Raw genomic sequence first — 13785 nt, 5'->3', positions numbered from 1 at the left:
GGAAAGATAAATAAGTCCCTATCTGAAAATAACTAAAAAACTACTCTCAATGTAGTTTTTTTTACCCATTTAATGTAGGATTTAATACATGGCCGGTGTTTTTTTCCCCAGGGGTTTGGCAAAGCGATTGGCAGCTAGCTCTAGTCTGCCGGTGCAGATTTTAGAGGGACGACGTGCGGTGGGAAAGACCACGTTGTTGCAAAATCTCACCTTAGCTAACGGGGAAAGACCGGAGTATTTCAGTTTTTCTACGGATAGAGAATCTTTGCGCGCCGCAAAGCGTGACCCGCAGGAATGGTTGTCACGTTTGCCAAACTATAGCGTTATTGATGAGGCGCAACTTTTGCCCGACGTGACCCAGCATGTGAAGGCAGTTGTAGACCGGGTCGAGGATAAACACCGTTTCATTCTATGCGGCTCGGCCGGTATTGGGCGGTCTCGGCCGGGAGAGGCGGATTGGCTAACAGGAAGAGCGCAGCGCCTTGAGCTGCTGCCTTTTACTGCTAGTGAGCTTGCCGGGCGTTCTCTTTCCGACGGTTATTCCCTGGCTGATGCGTTGTTTTACGGGGACTGGGCCCCGGCAGCTGAGCAAAGTTTTGCTTCCTCCGATGCGGATTTGATCGCTGTTTTGCGTTATGGGGGTATGCCCTCGCTATGCATTCCGGGGGCAAATCCCGGGATAATAAATTTGGCGCAGGTAAACCAGCAAGTTTTTTCTGAAAATGAGATGTCGTTGGGACGTGAGTTAGTTCCGGGTCAGGCCGTGGATATTTTGCGGGCGAGAGCGCTTCTCGACGCGCTCCTAGCATATCCTGGTGGCATTTTAAACAAAGATCGTTTAGCCAACGAGCTAAAGATGGATGTCCGTACAGTGGGGCGTTATCTAGATATTTTAACGGAACGCTTTTTGGTATATAGTTTGGCTAACTTTCGAGGCTCGGCAGCGAGTGTGGGGCGGGGAGCTCCAAAAATGCACGCAGTGGACACCTCCACGGTTTGCGAGTCCTTATCGCGTCGCGGGCATGATATTTCTTCTTTCCCTGCTACCGCCGGTCAGGTCTTGGAGAACTGGGTTGCTAATCAGATCAGAGCGGAGATTGGCTGGGCAAGCACCAGCTACCAGTTGGGGTATTGGCGGGTACGGACAGGGAATCGTGATGACGAGGTCGACCTAGTTCTGTTAAATGACACTTCTGGGGCAGTGGGTGTGGAAGTCAAACTCACCAGCACTCCTAACAGTTCAGATTTTCGCGGTTTACGCCGTTTTCGTGAGGACTGCGGCAAGGCCGGGAGAAAGTTTCGCAGAGGTTTTGTAGTTTGTACTTGCGAACGAGTAAGGGAAATTGAGGATGGTATGTGGGCAATCCCTTACCAGCTCTTGGGAGATTACCCTGCGCCCTCACCAGAAGAGCTAGGTAAAAAACCTAGCGTGTTAGCTTCCCAAAATAAATCCCTTGTAGAAAGAATAAGTTTGAAACCAACCGAAGTGATCCTCTCCCCCGGACAAAAAACTGGCACCGAGTCCCCTGCCGCAACTATTTTTGTTAGCTACGCGCATGCCGACAATGAAACCGTATACGGTGGATTACTTAAACTCGTTGAAAAAATTGCTGACCAATACGAAATGAAAACCGGCGAAACCCTTAGCATCTTTACAGACCGTGACGTGAAATGGGGGCAATCATGGGAAAATGTCCTGATGTCTGAACTGGAGACAACTGCGTTCCTACTGAGTTTTGTCAGCCCTCGCTACCTCAAATCCCCTGATTGCCGCAAAGAAGTTGAGAGATTTGCAACTGCAGCCGAAAAAGCCAGCTATAAAGCCATTCTTCCCATACTCATTCAAGCTATTCCTCAAGCATTGCAACAAGATTCGCTATGGAAAAAACTTCAAAGCTACCAGTATGAAGAAGTCAGCGTTACAGACCTTAGGTCTGAGAACCGACAGGTGCTAGACGAGGTGGCTGACAAAATCTCGACTAGCCTGCAGCAGACAGTTGAATCCAGGCAAGAACTCGCGGCAACTACCGCTGCCTTGCACACCAGGCAAAAACCCGACGAACCCCAAACCCGTATTACCCTTGAAGAGATCTTGGAAGGAATACAGGAAGTCTCTGAAACCTTCAATGCAGACGCAGAAACGTTTGGCAAAGAAATAGACACCTTAGGTGACCAGTTAAACCAAAGTATCGAAGCCATTACCGTCGGAGAATTTAAACCCGCCATCATAGCTAAGCACGCCCGCCTTTTAGATCCGCAAGCAAATCGTCTGGAAGATGCAGCTTCTAGATTAACAAACGACTGGGGAATGATTAGAGAACGAATTAATGGCTCCCTAGAAATAGGCAAAGACCTGTCAACAATAGGGGAAGAGGATCTTTTACAAGATCTCAGCATCTCCCTGGAACAGCTTGCTGCCCAAACTCGCGTGCCGGAACTGGACACCTTGAAGCAGAAGTTGCCCTTACTTGGACGAATCTCCCGACTGCTCCGCCCCACAGAACAGTCAATTATGGCAGCGCTTCGCGCCCTGGAAAGCATCCACACCGAAGTCAGCGCCCTGCGCGATTATGCAAACCAGTCCCGACAATAAGGCACAGCACCTGGCACTGAAATAACCAAGTGAACATGGTGACCATGAACCAGAGAAACAGAAAACTGAAACGTACTGGAGCTCCCGCTTCTGCACCAAGTCAGTGAACTGGTCTGGTACCGTTTCACCTCAAGTTTTTTGCTCCGCAAAGGTCGCAGGGAGACAGGAATATAGTCATCCCCGTTACTACAAGTCGAAATAGAGGTAGCAGGCCGATTACAGCGAAAGACCCACCAAGTGGCCGACTGCGCCGGTAATCAGCATGGCGAGGGCGCCTCCGATAATCACCCGGATGACGGCACGTCCTCGGGGAGCTTCTGAGAGCCAAGCGGAGGTGTATCCCGCTAAACCTAGCGCCACCAGCGTCAAAATGAAGGTGGCGATAAACTTGGAGGCCGGCGGGAACAGCAGAATGGCCAGCATCGGCAGCACTGCGCCTAAGACAAAGGAAATCGCAGAAGAAAAAGCAGCGTTCCAGGGATTAACAAATTCTTCCGAATCAATTGAGTAACGCGCCTCTACCTGCGCCGCTACCGGATCAATCGCAGAGTATTCGCTCGCTACTTTCCGGGCAGTTTCAGCAGATAACCCTTTGGCTTCGTAAACCTTAATCAGTCCTTCAAACTCGGCCTCGGGATCTTTCTTCAACCGCGTCTTTTCTTTATGAACCAGCGCCTGCTCCGTATCTTTCTGGGTAGATACGGAAACATATTCGCCGGCCGCCATGGAAATAGCCCCCGCGACCACGGCCGCCATCCCAGCGGTAAAGATCGCGATATTGTTCTGCGGGTCAGCAGCTGCCACCCCGACTACTACGCCGGCGGTTGAAACGATACCGTCATTAGCTCCCAGAACCCCGGCACGCAACCAATTAAGCTTGGAGGCCGTCTTTACGCTTTCATCGGTATGCTCATCTCGCTGCCGTGAATCGGAAGATTTGCCTAGTAATCTTTCGCCCGCCAGACTCATTGGGCACCTCCGTTTATCTGCGCATTTTGCCTCTCGGCATTCTTTGTAACTTCACGGTCACCTTAGCAGTACAAAAGATTTTGGACAGCAAGGGACTAGGTAAAAGAGGCAGGAAAAGCTTCGCCCTCGGAAAGCAAAGCAATGCCTCTAAGGGAAGGCGAGCCATAGGAAAACTAAACCGTTGCCCTCAGAAAGTCTTCGGAAACAACGGATAAAAAGGACGCGCCGAGATGAAGTAGCTACCTAGCGGCGCTTAGTTCTTGGCACTCAGCATCACCGGATCGAGCGGCGACACTCATGAAGGAAAGTGGGGCTTACCTTAGTTACAATCCGACCCCACAGTTATAACTAAAACCTCTTTAGCCGGCGCAAATATCACTTTCCTAGCGTCCAGGTTGCGCGATTAAGGAAACCACCCCGTTGCATAATACCCGCGGCTCACCTTGTCTGTTGCGACAAGAAGTCACGAACTTCACGGGCGCTCCAGTAAGAGGATTGTGCCCCCATTCTGACGGTTGCCAGTGAAGAAACTGCCGCCGCCAGGCAGGCGCCCTCAGAAAGTGAACATCCTGCAGCCAACGCGCTCAGCAGAGAGCCCATAAAGGAATCCCCGGCTCCGGTGGTATCTACAGTATCGACCTCAAAAATAGGGATCCGGGTTACTTCGCCGGAATCTAGCACCAAAGACCCACTACCACCTAAAGTTAGAACTACCTGTTCGAACCCGAGGTCGGCAACCGCTTTACGCAGCTCGTCCAGGTTAGTCACGTCAATTTCTTGGCCTCCCAGTACCGCCAGTTCATGCTGATTAACAATCAGCACATCAACCAGTTTCAGCAACGATTCCGGCACCTGGGTGATGGGCGAGAAGTTCAGCACCACCTGTACCCCGGCGTCGTGGGCTATTCTTGCCGCTTCCTCCACCGCATCCAGCGGAGCTTCCAAACATAAGCCCAGGATTTTCGCCGAAGTAATTATCTGACTTTCTTCCCGCACGAAATCTGCATTTACCAGTGCATTCGCGCCGGCTGAGTAAACAATAGTGTTTTCTCCCGCCGCGTCCACAGTAATCATGGTAGATCCGGATGGCTCCTCGCAGCGCCGAATCCCAGCAGTGTCTACTCCCGCCTTGTTTAAAGAATCCAGCAGGAGGTCACCGTGACTGTCGTTACCTAAAGCCCCTATCAGCTTGGTTTTTGCCCCTAAAAGAGAGCAAGTTACTGCCTGATTAGCAGATTTTCCTCCCGGGAGAGTAACTACCGGCCCGCCGATCACGGTTTCACCTGGCCGAGGAAGCCGCTCAGTTTCCACCGTCAAATCAGCATTGATCGACCCCATCACCGTCACTGGTGCCCCGATAGAGGACAGCACCTGCTGGGCGGTAGCCACTATATCCTTCGAGTTTTTCATGTCGTCTCCCCAAGTTTTTAGTAATAGTTAGTTTGCTAGCTTTGGAGTTGATTCCCGCAGCAGTAGTTTCGCGGTAGTGTTTTTTTCTACTGGTTCACCGCCTCTACCAGCTATTCTTTTCAGCAGCAGATTCACTGCCAGGTCAGCCATCTTGGAAATGTCAGTATCAATCATGGTCACGGAGGGCGTCATCGCCTCTAACCAGTTCAGACGGTCAAACGTGGCGATCCCGATATCTAATCCGGGACGAATCTGGCACGCTTTTAGTCCTAGCATCGCTCCCAAGGCAATAACCCCAGAGGCACATACCAGGGCATCCGGTGTCCCTTTTGCTAGCACCTGCTTTATCGCCGCGTCTCCTCCGGTCTCTTGGAATGGGCTCGAATATGCTTGCACTCTGGAGATACCGGCTTCCGCGAGCGCTGCGCTCAGCATCCGGTGCCGACTATCCCCGGTACTGGTGGATTCTGGACCTGACAGCACTGCCACTGATTGGTAACCATTCGCCGCAAAATGTGCAGCTAACTGCGTAACTGCTTGACTGAAATCGCAGCCGACACTGTCGATCTCGGCTCCGGTAATCTTACGGTCAACCGCCACAGTAGGCACTTCCTTAATGTGGGAAAGCATCTTCGAGGTCGGTCTTCCAGCAGGAGTTAACAACAAGCCATCGATATTTTGCGACAGCATAGTTTCCACTATTTTTTCTTGAGCCCCCGGTTCTTCTCCGCCATTACCAAGCATGATTTGGTAGCCCTTGGCTCGGGTTTGGCGTTCAATGCGATCAGCTAGTTCGGCAAAAAAAGGGTTAACGATATCCCCCACTACCACCCCGATGAGCAGGCTCTTACCGGCACGCATTGACGCTGCTCTCATATCTTTACGATAGCCAAGTTGGTCAGCTATCTCGCGTACCCGCTGCTTAGTACTATCTGGGATAGTGGGGGAATCGTTGAGGGAACGCGAGACCGTTGAGACATTGACACCTAGTTGTTCGGCGATTTGTCTAATAGTAGTCATAGCGTTCCCTCGTTAGACATCAAACTGCGTGCTAACTGGCTATTTCGTCCTGGCCAGTTGGCTGCGGGATTAGGAAGGATGATCCGAGAGCCAAAACCAGAAGGATGCCACCCGCAATAATAGCGCCTAAATGCCCTCCGTAGCCTCCTCCTAATGAGGTCATCACCGCATAGAGCACTGCGAAGGAAATACCCGCACCCAGGTTGAAAGCTCCCGCGTTAAGTCCGGGAAGGTAACCAGGATTATCGGAGGGTGATAGTACAATTCCAAGACCGTTAAGCATAATATTTGCGGTACCAGCATAGGCTAGACCAGCAAGTATAGATACTACTAGCAGCACCCAGGCGGCAGCGCCATTCATAGTGAGCGCCAAAATCGCTAGGGAGATCAGAGAACCAATAAGCCCGTACCGTAATACTTTGCGATATCCGAAGCGTCCCGCGAGGGTACCCGCTACCGGCCCCATCACTAGGCCAGCGATTGCATAGGGAGTGAGCGTCCAAAAAGAGACCACGTCTGCACCCAGCGCTGCACCAAACTTAGCATCTTGGGCAATAGAGGGCACGATTCCGTTCATGATCGCGAAGATGCCAGTCATGGTAAGTATGGTAGTCAGCAACAAAGCCCAGGTACTGCGCGACCGCAGATAGTGACGGGTAACCAGCGGATGTTCGGTTTTGCCTTCTTGACGCCAGAACAGCAAGAAACATAGGGCACTGGCAAGCACGAGGATGATAACTAGCAGCCAGTTTGCCGCTTTTAGTTTAGCGATCTCGTTAATGGCGGTTAAGGCGGCACCTACTGCCACCACCAGGTAAAGCGTGCCCAGCCAATCCATTGGCTGCGGACTGTCCACTGTTGATTCATCGGTTAGCGAGCGTACTGCCACTGCGGCGATCGCTGCGATCACTGCCATCGTCCAAAAGACTGAGGCAAATCCGAAATTCTTCGCCAGCCAGCCTCCTGCAATGGCATCTATTCCGGCGATACCGCCGTTAACTGCGGTAATAACGCCCATGAGGGTGCCGTAGCGTTTCGGATCAGGTACAGCAACTCGTAGCATGATCAAACATAGGGGGACTGTCGGCCCGGCAACACCTTGGATGGTGCGGCCAATGAACAGTAGCGCAACTGAACCGGTAACTCCTGCTAGGGCAGAGATGGCACACCCTATAGCAGTGAGCACCATCATAGCGGTCAACAGTTTGCGCCGACCGATCATATCTCCGAGTCGCGGTAGGAACAGACTGAAAAGAGCAGCCGCCGTAAAGAACACGGTCTGAGTTAAGCCAATCATCGCCGCGGTGGTGTGAAGTTCTTTTTCCATCAGCACCAGGGCAGGTGAAAGCATAGACGCGTTTAGCTGAAACGCAAAACAAGCTACTAGCAGCGCGGTCATCACCGCGCCTACGGAACGTACTTTTTTCATTAGCAGTCCCCTTTCTGGATCCGGTCAATGGAGTCGATAACTAGCTCCCAGAAACGTTCGAAATCAAGGTCAGTGGCTGCCTTAGTATGGCATCCTTCCCCTGCCGGTTCCCTAAAGTCGGCAACAGTCATTCCCACGGTTAGCTCTCCACGCAACTCAATATTGATGGGCACTCTCACGGTTTTCACGATCGAGGGGTCGATTAAATAGGCCACGGTGCAGGGATCGTGTACTGGTGGGAAGTCAAAGCCTTGCGAGTCTTGATATGCCTTACGGAAGAATACGAACAGATCCAGCACGAACTGGGCAACCGGGCCACCAAGTTTTTGGATCTTCGTGGTAATTTCATCGGTAGCGAGTGCCTGGTGGGTTAGATCTAATCCCACCATCACCACTTCCCAAGGCTCATTGAACACGATATGCGCCGCCTCGGGATCGACTTTGATATTAAATTCGGCGACCGCCGACCAATTGCCTACGTGGTAACCACCACCCATAAGTACGACTTCTCGCACCCGTTCTACAATGCGCGGCTCTTTGCGCACTGCCATCGCAATATTGGTGAGCGGACCGGTAGGTACCAGGGTAATTTCTCCTGGCTCGTGACTCATAATAGTGTCAATGATCAGGTCTACCGCATGTTGATTAACCAGCGGCTGCGGCTCGGGCAGTTCCACCCCATCCAAGCCGGATTCTCCGTGTTGCCCGGGGGCCACTTCGGGCTTACGAACCAACGGGCGATCACAACCGGAGGCGATCGGCACCCCCTGCATACCATAAACAGTGGCTATACGCTGGGCGTTATTGGTGACCTTCGCCAGAGTCTGGTTTCCTCCAACGGTGGTAACCGCCAATAGTTCAATCTCGGGACTAGCATGAGCAAGCAGCATGGCAATGGCATCGTCATGCCCGGGATCGCAGTCCAGGATGATTTTTCGCGACATCTTTGTCTCCTTAGAGCGATTCTTAAATCGTTACGCAAACGTTTGCGTAAAATAAAGCTAACACACCTCCTCCGCTCTCGCAAGGGTATTTGTAGAAAAATTTGGATGCGCCTTCGCGTCACCCTAGGGGTTAACTGGCGCGTTACCAACATTTCCTTCTGTCGATCCGCTAATCAGATAAGGATTATCGACTCCAGGCATTCACTACCAACAAGCCACTATCAGCGTGTTTACTTGTTACTAACAGCTTCAATGGCACCGATTGTGGGACGACCCGCAACAGGGTTACCTAAGAAGTCCTTTTCTACCGGGCAGCCGTTGGCATCTACAATCGGTTTCCCCGCGTGGATAGCTGCAGAATCAGCAGCCGGCTTGAAACCATCAAAAACGGTACTACTAGTAGAACCGTCATGAGGGCGCGCCTTGCGGTCAGCTGCAATAGGAACTGCCGAGTCGTCGCATAATAGCGCAGACCTCGCGGCGACTACTTGTTTATGTAGATCTTCAGGCAATGAAGAAAAGTTATAATACAAGTTGTAGTCATAGGTCTGGTTTCCTGCCTCCCAGTTCTCAGTTACCTGTGTAACCCCGTCCGGCTTATAGAAGATATTATTTTCTATTATCGCCGGCGCATCTCCCCTGGTAATCACGCTAGAACCACTCGCGAGGATAAAAGTATTGTTATAAACATGGGCATCAATTTGTCCCGATAAATCTAAAGCCCCACGCCCGTCACTATGGGCAATGTTGTAGCGAAATACGTTATGTAGGGAACCTTTTTCGCAAAACATAATGGTGGCACCGCTATTGCCATAGGAATAGTTGTACTGGTAGATGGTTCCGTCACCATAGTCAGCATCCCAAGGTTGGCCATCTCCATTCCCGTTATATGCGTTGCTGGTATTGTAGGCCTCATTGTATTGAAAAATCGCATTCTTACAGCGCCAAGGCCAGATCGCGGCGGCTACCCGACCCCAGTCAGACTCCTGCGGTCCCTCGATATTGCAGGGATATAAATAGTCGGAGTCGTTAATGAACTTGGCGGCTCCCTCAGAAACGTTGTATTCAATCAAAGGGCGATCGCAATACATAGTAGTGATCGCATCTCCACCTGCGTCCCTAACATAATTGCCGCGAATCACTACCCGACTAGAACCATATTTTGCGATAACCTCATCGGGAATTGGGCCATCTTGCGGTTGATCAATTAGATTTTGATAGGCAGTGTAACCTGCAGCTATCCCCCAACGACTAACATCTTCTACCCGGTTATTCAGTATCTGCAAATCATCAAAACGCGCAATTTCCTCTTCTGCAGTCGCCGGTTTTCCCGATTGGGGATAGTGAGCAATGAAATAAATACCGCCATTAGCCAGGTGTTTATCGTAGATATTGCCGTCGACATCGTGAACATACATATCCGAGACCACAATGTGCCGCATAGGCCCATCCTCGGCAATGCCGGCTATTCCCGTACGATCCAGTGCTAAACCGTCGTTAAACTCTTTCGGATCAGCATCGGGATTCATTTCCCGGTCATTGGTCACTTCCAAACCAGAAATCTCCAAATAATTAACATCTTTGAGGAGTACCGCACTAGAGATTTCTGCTTTATTGCGATGCAGCTCAATACTGGCGTGATAATCCTGGTACCACCGTCCCTGCCCGTTAGCGTTAATTACTGGACGCGCGTTCCCCTCACCATAAGGTTTGATTTCAATAGGTGCCTGTGCAGATCCGGCAGAACCACTCTTAATACGGAGAGCCTGACCGTTCCAGGTGTCTCCTCGTTTCAACAAAACCCTATCGCCCGGCTGGAGTTTAATATCGTTTATTTTCGCCAAGGATTTAAATGGCTGTTCACAACTGGTTCCTGAGTTATTATCATTTCCGCAACTATCAGAGACATAGTAATCCCTGCCCGCTACCGCCTTCATCATGCGCCTCTCTGTATCTATAGGTAGAACCATTACTGTATCTAACTACCGGGTCTGTTTACAGCCTTCCGTTAACCAAACAGTCTGAACCACCCAGGTAATCTAGGCGGCGTTTTCCGCAACTATCTGTTGCATCATCGAGAATTTACTTTCCATATCACGAACCAGTTTGGCCTGGGTACGAGATCGATCCAAATTGTGTTCTGGGCGGTGAATCTTAAAGTATTTATCCCCCAGCAGATAATCAGTCAAAAACCGCATTCCGCATTCATAGGTCATCACCTGGGCACCCAGAGGAAGCAACTCAATCTCTAAATCAGTTAACCTTCCTTGTACGCCCTCTAAGAACCCTTTAGTAAACGCGGTAAACAGCTCCATAGAACACGACACTCTAGTAAGGTCAGTCTCGTCCTCCGCACCAGTAGAAGCTCCGAAACGAATCGAATCCCCGAAATCATTTATCGCCAGTCCTGGCATCACGGTATCCAAATCAATAACCGCGATTGCTTTACCGGTGTCCGCATCAATTAGTACATTGTTTAGCTTGGTATCATTATGGGTTACCCGCAAAGGTAGCTTTCCTGCTTTTTGTAGATCAGCAAATGCGTGCGCCAAATGTTCGTATCGGCGATAAAAGTCAATATCTTCCCCAACTTGGTTGGCGCGCCCTAAAGGATCAAGAGCTATCGCCTGCTCAAACTGAGCGAAGCGGTCAACAGTGTCATGGAAGCGCGGAATCACTTCATGTAAAGAATCTGCTGGGAAATCCGCCAGGCGACGCTGAAAACTGCCGAAAGCTAAACCAGACTGATAAAAATCTTGCGGATCCTCAATCAAATCTAGGGTGAAAGCATTGTCAATATAGCTGTACATCCGCCACCAGTTCCCATCCGGATCGTGGTAACAAGGGTATCCGTCAAATGTGCGGATTATTCGCAGCGTCTCCCGATCTGGATTGCCCCCCTCCTGTTGGATACGTTCCCGTAAGAACTCGGTAACTGCCGCAACGTTTTCCATTAACTGCACGGGATTAGTAAAAATATCAGTATTAATACGCTGCAAAGTCAGTGGCAGTTCGCTGCCGTCTTCCAGGCGACATTTGGCCAATAAAGTCTCGTTGATGTGTCCCGAACCGTAAGGGGTAGCGGTAAGGAAATCACCTTTAACCCGAAAGTTTTCAACCGCCCGACGCACCTGCGCAACTTGTAAATCCTGCATCATCTAGTTCCTTTAGCTACCGTTGGCCAATCAGCCATGACAGACCCCGCAACAATATTACCGCCCGACTTTTCACCGTTTTCAAAGAGCGAGCACGCAACCATGCTCTATGCCTACATTGCGTGCTCGCTCTTGGAAGGGGTAAACAAACTGATTACTAGCGCGGATCCCCCGAAGTAACGTTCTCGTGGGCGGGTTTAGTGTCCTCATCCGGATTCCCCATACCGGCACTGGGATTAAACCAAGTCCAGGCCAGGAACACCAGAGCAGTAATCAGTAGCCCTACGCCGGAATACATATTGGCATTAATCGGGGTGTTATTTATTCCTTCTAGATTATTTTCCACATAGTCCGGAACGGTAGCCGGCTCAATTACCAGACCGCACACAATCAGGAACAATCCGATAATCCCCAGCACCAGGCCACAAACAACTCGAATATCGTAAAGGTGGATCTTCTTTTGCTTCATTTGTCTTACCTCCCCTAGTGGAAAAACGTATTCAAGGCGATCACCAGCACACCGGCTACTATCGCGAGTGGAATAGGACGGCGCATTACCGGCAACTTATGTAAGTTCGGGTCAACGCGGCGTTCTTTAGGAGTAAGCGACCAAACGAAGCCCTCCAACTCTGCATAATCCTTGGGTTTGGTAAACAGGGAAACCACCACGTTTACCAGCACGCCGACTACAAAGGCCGCGCCCGCAGCAATGAACGCTTGGCCTTGGCCGGGCAGCTCTAAGATCTTGTTCCAGCACAAGACGTTAACCAATAACGCGGCTAAAGTACCAAACAACAAACCGGTCCAGCCTCCCGAGGGGGTTGCCCGTTTCCAGAGCATACCGATAATAAAACAGGCAAACAGCGGCGCGTTAAACATAGAGAACAACTGCTGCAGCAAGTCCATAATGTTCGGGTACAGGGAGGCAATCAACGCAGTAAATACCGCGACGGTACAGGCCACAATAGTGGCGTTGCGTCCCACCTTCAGGTAGTGCTCATCGGATTCATTCGGTTTGAAATAGGCCTCATAAATATCAACCGTAAACACCGTGTTAAAAGCAGATACGTTCGCTGCCATCCCTGCCATAAAGGAAGCCAGCAAACCGGCAATCGCCAAACCAAGCAAACCATTAGGTAGCAAATCCCGCATCATGAGCAGCATGGCATCGTTGTAGCTGACTTCATAACCCGCCGGGACGTGAGAGGATAGGTTCGCGAGCGCTTCCTCGCCTACCCCCATAAAATCTGGCCCGCCCTTGAGCTTTACAATTTCCGGAATCAATACCCCAGCTACCATACCCGGGATAATCACCAGGAATGGAATAAACATTTTCACGAAGGTTCCAATAATCGGAGTCTTTTGGGCGGCAGAAATCGAATCTGAAGCCATCGCCCGTTGGACTTCCACGAAGTTTGTGGTCCAATAACCGAAAGCCAAAACAAACCCTAACCCCATAACCAAGCCAAATATTGACATTGCGGGCGAGTTGAAGCCCGACAATAGCGTGCCCGGCCATGAATGCAGCTGGTTATTCGGATCCTGATACACCGGATTAGTGGCCTCATTTGCCCATTTGGTGATTTTCTCGGTTAATCCTCGATAGCCACCTACGCGATATAAGCCAATCAAAGTCACCGGCAGTAGCGCGGCGACAATCACGAAGAACTGCAAAACTTCGTTGTAAATGGCGGCCGCCAGACCGCCGATGCTGATATAGGTCAGCACGATTAGCGCAGCAATAATCAGGGAAATCCATAACGGGATTCCCAACATTCCGTTAACGATTTTACCTAGCAAATACAGGTTTACCCCGGCGATTAGCAGCTGCGCGAGGGCAAAGGAAAGCCCGTTGATTAGATGAGCGGCAGTTCCGTACCGCTTAAGCATAAACTCAGGAACCGAGCGGACTTTCGAACCGTAATAGAACGGCATCATCACAATACCTAGGAACAGCATTGCCGGGATCGCGCCCAGCCAAAAATAATGGAACGTGGGCAGACCATATTGTGCACCGTTAGCACTCATTCCCATAATCTCAACTGCGCCCAAGTTGGCAGACACGAAAGCCAGACCAGTCACCCAGGCTGGTAACGAACGCCCACCAGTCAAGAATTCATCAGATGAACTGGCCTTTCGCTTCATCATGAACCCAACGGCCACTACAAACGCGAAGTAAACAATAATTGGGAAATAGTCGTAAAACTTGGGCTCAATCAAGGTAGTTACCTCATTGGGCATAAGTATCGGGTGGATCATTCCCTC

At 50.7% G+C, this 13785-nt stretch carries 10 protein-coding genes; 1 reads left to right on the top strand and 9 read right to left on the bottom strand.

Annotated elements, in window-relative coordinates; translation table 11 throughout:
- The first annotated feature begins 127 nt into the window (after positions 1–127).
- Positions 128–2593 carry a DUF4143 domain-containing protein gene (locus L0M99_RS01595; RefSeq protein WP_238127498.1) on the top strand — a complete coding sequence of 822 codons (2466 nt, stop codon included), beginning with the start codon at positions 128–130 and terminating at the stop codon, positions 2591–2593.
- A gap of 216 nt (positions 2594–2809) precedes the next feature.
- On the opposite strand, the gene L0M99_RS01590 is transcribed toward L0M99_RS01595, so the two are convergent.
- From L0M99_RS01590 to L0M99_RS01550, 9 genes are all read right to left on the bottom strand, one after another.
- Positions 2810–3562, bottom strand: coding sequence for a VIT1/CCC1 transporter family protein (locus L0M99_RS01590; protein WP_024059396.1), 753 nt, complete (start codon positions 3560–3562; stop codon positions 2810–2812).
- 438 nt (positions 3563–4000) lie between these two features.
- Positions 4001–4972 (bottom strand): ribokinase, encoded by a 972-nt coding sequence (locus tag L0M99_RS01585; protein WP_024059397.1) that lies wholly within the window; start codon positions 4970–4972, stop codon positions 4001–4003.
- Between the two features lie 27 nt (positions 4973–4999).
- On the bottom strand, positions 5000–5992 hold the full coding sequence (locus tag L0M99_RS01580) for a LacI family DNA-binding transcriptional regulator (RefSeq protein ID WP_024059398.1): 993 nt from the start codon (positions 5990–5992) through the stop codon (positions 5000–5002).
- A gap of 31 nt (positions 5993–6023) precedes the next feature.
- Positions 6024–7421 carry an MFS transporter gene (locus tag L0M99_RS01575; RefSeq protein ID WP_024059399.1) on the bottom strand — a complete coding sequence of 466 codons (1398 nt, stop codon included), beginning with the start codon at positions 7419–7421 and terminating at the stop codon, positions 6024–6026.
- The gene (locus tag L0M99_RS01570) at positions 7421–8365 is read right to left on the bottom strand and encodes a nucleoside hydrolase (RefSeq protein WP_024059400.1); all 945 of its coding nucleotides are present in this window, start codon (positions 8363–8365) and stop codon (positions 7421–7423) included. Before L0M99_RS01570 ends, L0M99_RS01575 begins: the two co-directional genes overlap by 1 nt.
- A gap of 230 nt (positions 8366–8595) precedes the next feature.
- Positions 8596–10305 (bottom strand): hypothetical protein, encoded by a 1710-nt coding sequence (locus L0M99_RS01565; RefSeq protein ID WP_238127497.1) that lies wholly within the window; start codon positions 10303–10305, stop codon positions 8596–8598.
- Positions 10306–10404: 99 nt separating this feature from the next.
- Complete coding sequence (locus L0M99_RS01560) at positions 10405–11523, bottom strand: phosphotransferase enzyme family protein (RefSeq protein WP_024059402.1); 1119 nt, start codon at positions 11521–11523, stop codon at positions 10405–10407.
- Between the two features lie 154 nt (positions 11524–11677).
- On the bottom strand, positions 11678–11989 hold the full coding sequence (locus tag L0M99_RS01555) for a hypothetical protein (RefSeq protein ID WP_024059403.1): 312 nt from the start codon (positions 11987–11989) through the stop codon (positions 11678–11680).
- 14 nt (positions 11990–12003) lie between these two features.
- Positions 12004–13779 carry a sodium:solute symporter family protein gene (locus L0M99_RS01550; RefSeq protein ID WP_024059404.1) on the bottom strand — a complete coding sequence of 592 codons (1776 nt, stop codon included), beginning with the start codon at positions 13777–13779 and terminating at the stop codon, positions 12004–12006.
- Positions 13780–13785: the final 6 nt, after the last annotated feature.

The sequence above is a fragment of the Varibaculum cambriense genome, assembly GCF_022133705.1.
In the GTDB taxonomy this organism is placed as follows: domain Bacteria; phylum Actinomycetota; class Actinomycetes; order Actinomycetales; family Actinomycetaceae; genus Varibaculum; species Varibaculum cambriense_A.
Note: the sequence above shows the minus strand (reverse complement) of the source record. Positions and strands in the feature narration are given on the sequence as shown.

Excerpts from the sequence above, each read along its gene's own strand:
- L0M99_RS01590 (WP_024059396.1), bottom strand. The coding sequence starts at position 3,562 with ATGAGTCTGGCGGGCGAAAGATTACTAGGCAAATCTTCCGATTCACGG.
- L0M99_RS01585 (WP_024059397.1), bottom strand. The coding sequence starts at position 4,972 with ATGAAAAACTCGAAGGATATAGTGGCTACCGCCCAGCAGGTGCTGTCC.
- L0M99_RS01580 (WP_024059398.1), bottom strand. The coding sequence starts at position 5,992 with ATGACTACTATTAGACAAATCGCCGAACAACTAGGTGTCAATGTCTCA.
- L0M99_RS01575 (WP_024059399.1), bottom strand. The coding sequence starts at position 7,421 with ATGAAAAAAGTACGTTCCGTAGGCGCGGTGATGACCGCGCTGCTAGTA.
- L0M99_RS01570 (WP_024059400.1), bottom strand. The coding sequence starts at position 8,365 with ATGTCGCGAAAAATCATCCTGGACTGCGATCCCGGGCATGACGATGCC.
- L0M99_RS01565 (WP_238127497.1), bottom strand. The coding sequence starts at position 10,305 with ATGATGAAGGCGGTAGCGGGCAGGGATTACTATGTCTCTGATAGTTGC.
- L0M99_RS01560 (WP_024059402.1), bottom strand. The coding sequence starts at position 11,523 with ATGATGCAGGATTTACAAGTTGCGCAGGTGCGTCGGGCGGTTGAAAAC.
- L0M99_RS01555 (WP_024059403.1), bottom strand. The coding sequence starts at position 11,989 with ATGAAGCAAAAGAAGATCCACCTTTACGATATTCGAGTTGTTTGTGGC.
- L0M99_RS01550 (WP_024059404.1), bottom strand. The coding sequence starts at position 13,779 with ATGATCCACCCGATACTTATGCCCAATGAGGTAACTACCTTGATTGAG.